4 protein-coding genes are annotated in these 4,162 nt (G+C 70.1%); all 4 read right to left on the bottom strand.

Going from position 1 to position 4,162, the window contains the following annotated elements:
* Positions 1 to 808, bottom strand: an 808-nt coding sequence (locus ACTHJJ_RS06985) for an S-methyl thiohydantoin desulfurase domain-containing protein (RefSeq protein WP_440302218.1), incomplete at its 3' end; no start/stop codon positions are given.
* Between the two features lie 57 nt (positions 809 to 865).
* Positions 866 to 2,002, bottom strand: a complete 1,137-nt coding sequence (locus tag ACTHJJ_RS06980) for a DUF917 domain-containing protein (protein WP_440302217.1) — start codon at positions 2,000 to 2,002, stop codon at positions 866 to 868.
* Complete coding sequence (locus tag ACTHJJ_RS06975; RefSeq protein ID WP_440302216.1) at positions 2,002 to 3,078, bottom strand: DUF917 domain-containing protein; 1,077 nt, start codon at positions 3,076 to 3,078, stop codon at positions 2,002 to 2,004. The genes ACTHJJ_RS06980 and ACTHJJ_RS06975 overlap by 1 nt, the downstream gene beginning before the upstream one ends.
* 2 nt (positions 3,079 to 3,080) lie before the next feature.
* Positions 3,081 to 4,162 (bottom strand): hydantoinase/oxoprolinase family protein (locus tag ACTHJJ_RS06970; RefSeq protein ID WP_440302215.1); only part of this gene is annotated, 1,082 nt, incomplete at its 5' end.

The raw sequence follows: 4,162 nt of genomic DNA, 5'->3' as shown, positions 1-4,162 counted from the left end.
CTGAACGCGCCACGAGTCGCAGCACGTCGGCGCCGTCGGTGCGAACGTCGTAGGAGTGGACCCCGTCCGTGTCCGGCTCCTCGATGCTGGCCACCACGCGACCGGCCCCAAGCAGCGACCCTCCCAACGCATCCGCGAGCTCCTTCGGCCGGTAGTCGTCGGCTGCGGCGATGGCCTGCCCGAGGGTCAGTGCCCGCTCGATGCCGTTAGGGATGGCGTGCGCGACGAGGTCGCCTACGCGAAAGCCCCCGAGGGCGAAGCCAGCCCACCCCCCGTTGCACGATGTCGCAGTCCGCAGCACCCTCTCGACATCCTCGGGGCGGGCCCCATGGACGAGTGCCACGCCGCCGGCTCCCGTCGGCGTGGCGGCGACCAGCCCGGGCAGTGCATCCACGAGGAGCGAGATCTGGTCGAGGTCCGGGAGTGCTCGTCCCATGCAGTCGGCGTCCACGATGGTGCGACGACCGGCGAGTTGGAGGGTCGACAGGCCGTTGAGCCCCGCGCCCTCGATCGAGCAGATGGCCGAAGAGTCGACCCCGAGCCAACGCTCGATCGCCGCGATAGCCGGGGTGAATGGGTCGGCGTCCGGCAGCCGCTCCTCGAGCAGGAGCGTCGAGCCGATGTACCCGATGGCGACGCACGGCGTGGCCGGGTCGAGCTCGTTGATGTCGTGCACGACGACGGGCCAGGGGCGCGACTGGGCGAGGATCAGCTCCGCCACATGCGGGGAGCCACCGCCACCCGAGCTGAGCAGTGCGAACCCGCGGGAGAGCATGGGCAGGTCCGCGGCCTGGATTGTCAGCGGCACCTGACCAGCCTAGAGGCCAGAGGGTCAGGTGCCGCTGGAGGAGTAGCGGGGAGCCGGTCAGTGAACGAAGCTGGCCTCTGCCGCTGACTGTGCCTGGTCAGTCCCCAACGCCTCCACGGGACTGAAGCGCTCTGCCAGGCCGAACGCCTCCGGACCGAAGGCGGCCAGAGCCGCGGGCGTGCGCATCATCTCCGGAGTCGAGATGCCGAGGACGCGCACCCGCTGCCCGTAGCGCAGCCCCTCCGTCGTGATGGGCTCGGCTGACTCGCTGTCCACGACGCAGAGCAGGTCCGGGACGATGGCAACCATCTCACCGTTGCGCAGTGCGATGAGGTTCTCGTTCTGGAACCGGATCTCGAGCTCGTCCCCTCCGCCGTCTGCCGGGGCGACGCGAGCCACGCCCTTGGCGAAACCTTCCGTGGTGCGACGGTCGACATCGACGACCTTGCCCTCGAACAGGGTTCGCACGTGCTGGTACAGCGTGGTCGCGAGCGTGTCCCTGATCGCATCGAACGGCGATCGCTTCTCCTCGCGGGCGAGGCGGATGGCGCGACCCAGAGCCAGCGCCATCGACAACGTGCGAGGCACGGCGGTCCGTTTCACGTCGGCGCCGCTCATGGCGTACTCGGCGATGTGCCCGACGCCGCCGAGCCGGATCGTGACCGCTCTAGCCAGCCACTCCATCTGCCTGTCGTCGTCGCCCGTGTCGATGATGACCCGCTCGCCGCGCTCCCCCGCCAGGGCCAGGGGCGACCCGTGCACCCCGTAGACCGCGAAGGTCTCCATCGAGAGCTCGGGGAAGGCCCGACCCATCCCGTCGGCGTCGACGACCGGCAGACCGGTCTCGGCGGCAACGATGAGCGGGATCATCGAGTTGATCCCCCCGCACTCGATCGGCATCGTCGCGTCCGCCGCGCGCCCGAGGTGCTCCTCGAGGATGCGCAGGGACAGGGTGGGTTCCGTGCCGGCCGGGATCTTCTCGATCATGACGGTCGGCGCGCCCATCTGCGCAGTGGGGATGACGAACAGGTCATCGGCGATCTCGTCAGGATCGAGGATCGTGATGCTGCCCTCGCCGAGGACGCGCTGGACCAGCATCATCCCGATGTACGGGTCCCCTCCCCCGCCAGTGCCGAGCAACGTTGCGCCGCGCGCCAGGTCCGCGAGGTCGTCCCGTGTGATCCGCCAGCTCATCAGGCGACCTCCCTCACTCCGTCGAAGCGATGTGCCTCCATGTCGTAGCCGAAGTAGCGCGGTCCGACCAGGGCGAGCGCCTCCGTGCTGTGCCATCGCTCGTCGGAAGGCGCGGCGATGACCCTGACTCGCTGGCCGTAGCGCAGCCCCTCGGTGGTGATCGGCTCTCCCGAGTCGTGCTCGAGCACGATGATGAGGTCGGGGGTGGTGGCAAGGACCACCCCGTCGGCCTGCGCGAGCAGGTGCTCGTTCTGGAAGGACAGCTCCAGGGCCCCGGCGTCGCCCTCGATCCGAGCGCGGCCCCGTGCAAAGCCCGTCGTGGTCGCGCGCTCGATGTCGACGACCTTGCCGGCGAAGAGCTGGCGGCCCGCCAGCTCGTCGACCGCACGAGCAACCGGGTCCTCGTTGGCGCTGCGCGCAGCGGCGATCGCCCGACCGATGGCGGCGGCCTTCGTGAGCGAGCCGCCCACCATCGTGTGGCTCAGCTGCTCGCCGGACTGCGGGAAGATCGCGATCATCACCGAGCAGCCCATCTCGACGCACGCGACGCGGGCGATGCGCTCCGCCCAGGCGTTGTCGATCGTGGTGAGCACCCCAGTGTTGCCCTTGTCGTCAGCGAAGGCCATGGGACTGGCAGCGACGCCCGCAAGGGTCGGAAGCACCATCTGCAGCTCGGGGAAGGCGCGCCCCATCGCGTCTCCGTCGACCAGCGGCAGGCCCATGGCGGCAGCCGCCACGATCGGGATGGTCGAGTTGACCCCGCCGACCTCAGCGCACGCGATGTGGGTGATGGGGCCGCCCAGGAACGGCTCCAGCGCCCGCACCGGGGTGACGACCTCATCGAGGGACGGGAGCTTCTCCACCATGACGGTGGGTGCTCCCATCATCGCCACCATGACGACTCGCGCGTCGGCCGGCACCTCGTCCACGCTGACGACCTCGACCGGCCCGTGCGTGTTGAGCGCTTGCGTCGCCAGCAGGGCCCCGATGTGCGGGTCCCCTCCGCCGCCCGTGCCGAGGACGGCAGCGCCCCTCGCCAGGGCCGGGATCTGCTCGGCATCCAGAGTCCAGGGCATCCTCATGCCTCCATGTCCAGGTCGCCGACCGCCTTGGCCCGGATCCGGGTCGCGTTGCCCGGCAGGTACGGGATCGGCACCTGGTCGAAGTCGACGATCTTGACGGTGGACGGGCGGGCTCCCGCGGCGATCGCCATGTCGACCGCCTCCTGCCGCACATCGTCCAGGATCGCGTCGCGGCGACCTGGGTCGACGGCGAAGACCTTGTCGATCTCGCCCCCGACCTGTGCGATGGAGGCACCGATGGCGTTCGCCACCGCATAGTTCTCCGGTCGGTGCACCGCGCCGAAGATGGGGATCTCGTCCGGCAGCAGGATCGAGCCGCCACCGACCGCCACGACGGGAATCGGCTCGGCCGACGTGCGCATGCGGTCGACGGCCTCGGCGATGCGCTCTGCGACCCGGTCGAGCGCCCTGTCTACCAGCGCGCGGTCCAGATGGGCCACGAGCGAGGCGTCCCCGACGTCGGCGCGCCCGGCCGCCACGGCCAGGTCGGTGGCCGTGACCTGGGACCCACCGAACACGAGAGCCTCGGACGTGAGCTTGTAGCCGACGGAGTGCGGCCCGACCTCGGCAGTGGTGGAGTCCAGGTGGCTGCCGCCGCCGATGCCGATGGAGAGCACGTCCGGCATGCGGAAGTTCGTCCGCACGCCGGCCACCTTCACCTCCGTCGTGGTCTCCCGGGGGAAGCCGTTGACCAGGAGGCCGACGTCCGAGGTGGTCCCGCCGATGTCGACGACGGCGCAGGTCTCCAGCCCGCTCGTCGCGGCGGCCCCTCGCATGGAGTTGGTCGGGCCGGAGGCGAAGGTGGCGACGGGGTAGCGCCGGACGAAGTCCTCGTCCATGAGGGTGCCATCGTTCTGGCTGAGGAAGATCGGCGCGTCGATGCCGTGCGCGCGCACCGCTGCCGTCAGGCCGTCGACGATCGACACCGCCATCTCTCGGAGAGCGGCGTTGATTATCGTAGCGTTATCCCGCTCGAGCAAACCGATACGACCGATATCATGCGACAGCGAGATCGCGACATCCGGCCCCAGCTCCTCAGCGACCACCGCGGCCGCCTCGACCTCGAGGTCGTGGTTCA

Origin of the sequence: Intrasporangium sp., assembly GCF_051961875.1 — a bacterium.
Classification (GTDB): domain Bacteria; phylum Actinomycetota; class Actinomycetes; order Actinomycetales; family Dermatophilaceae; genus Intrasporangium_A.
This window is presented reverse-complemented; position numbering and strand designations above follow the sequence as displayed.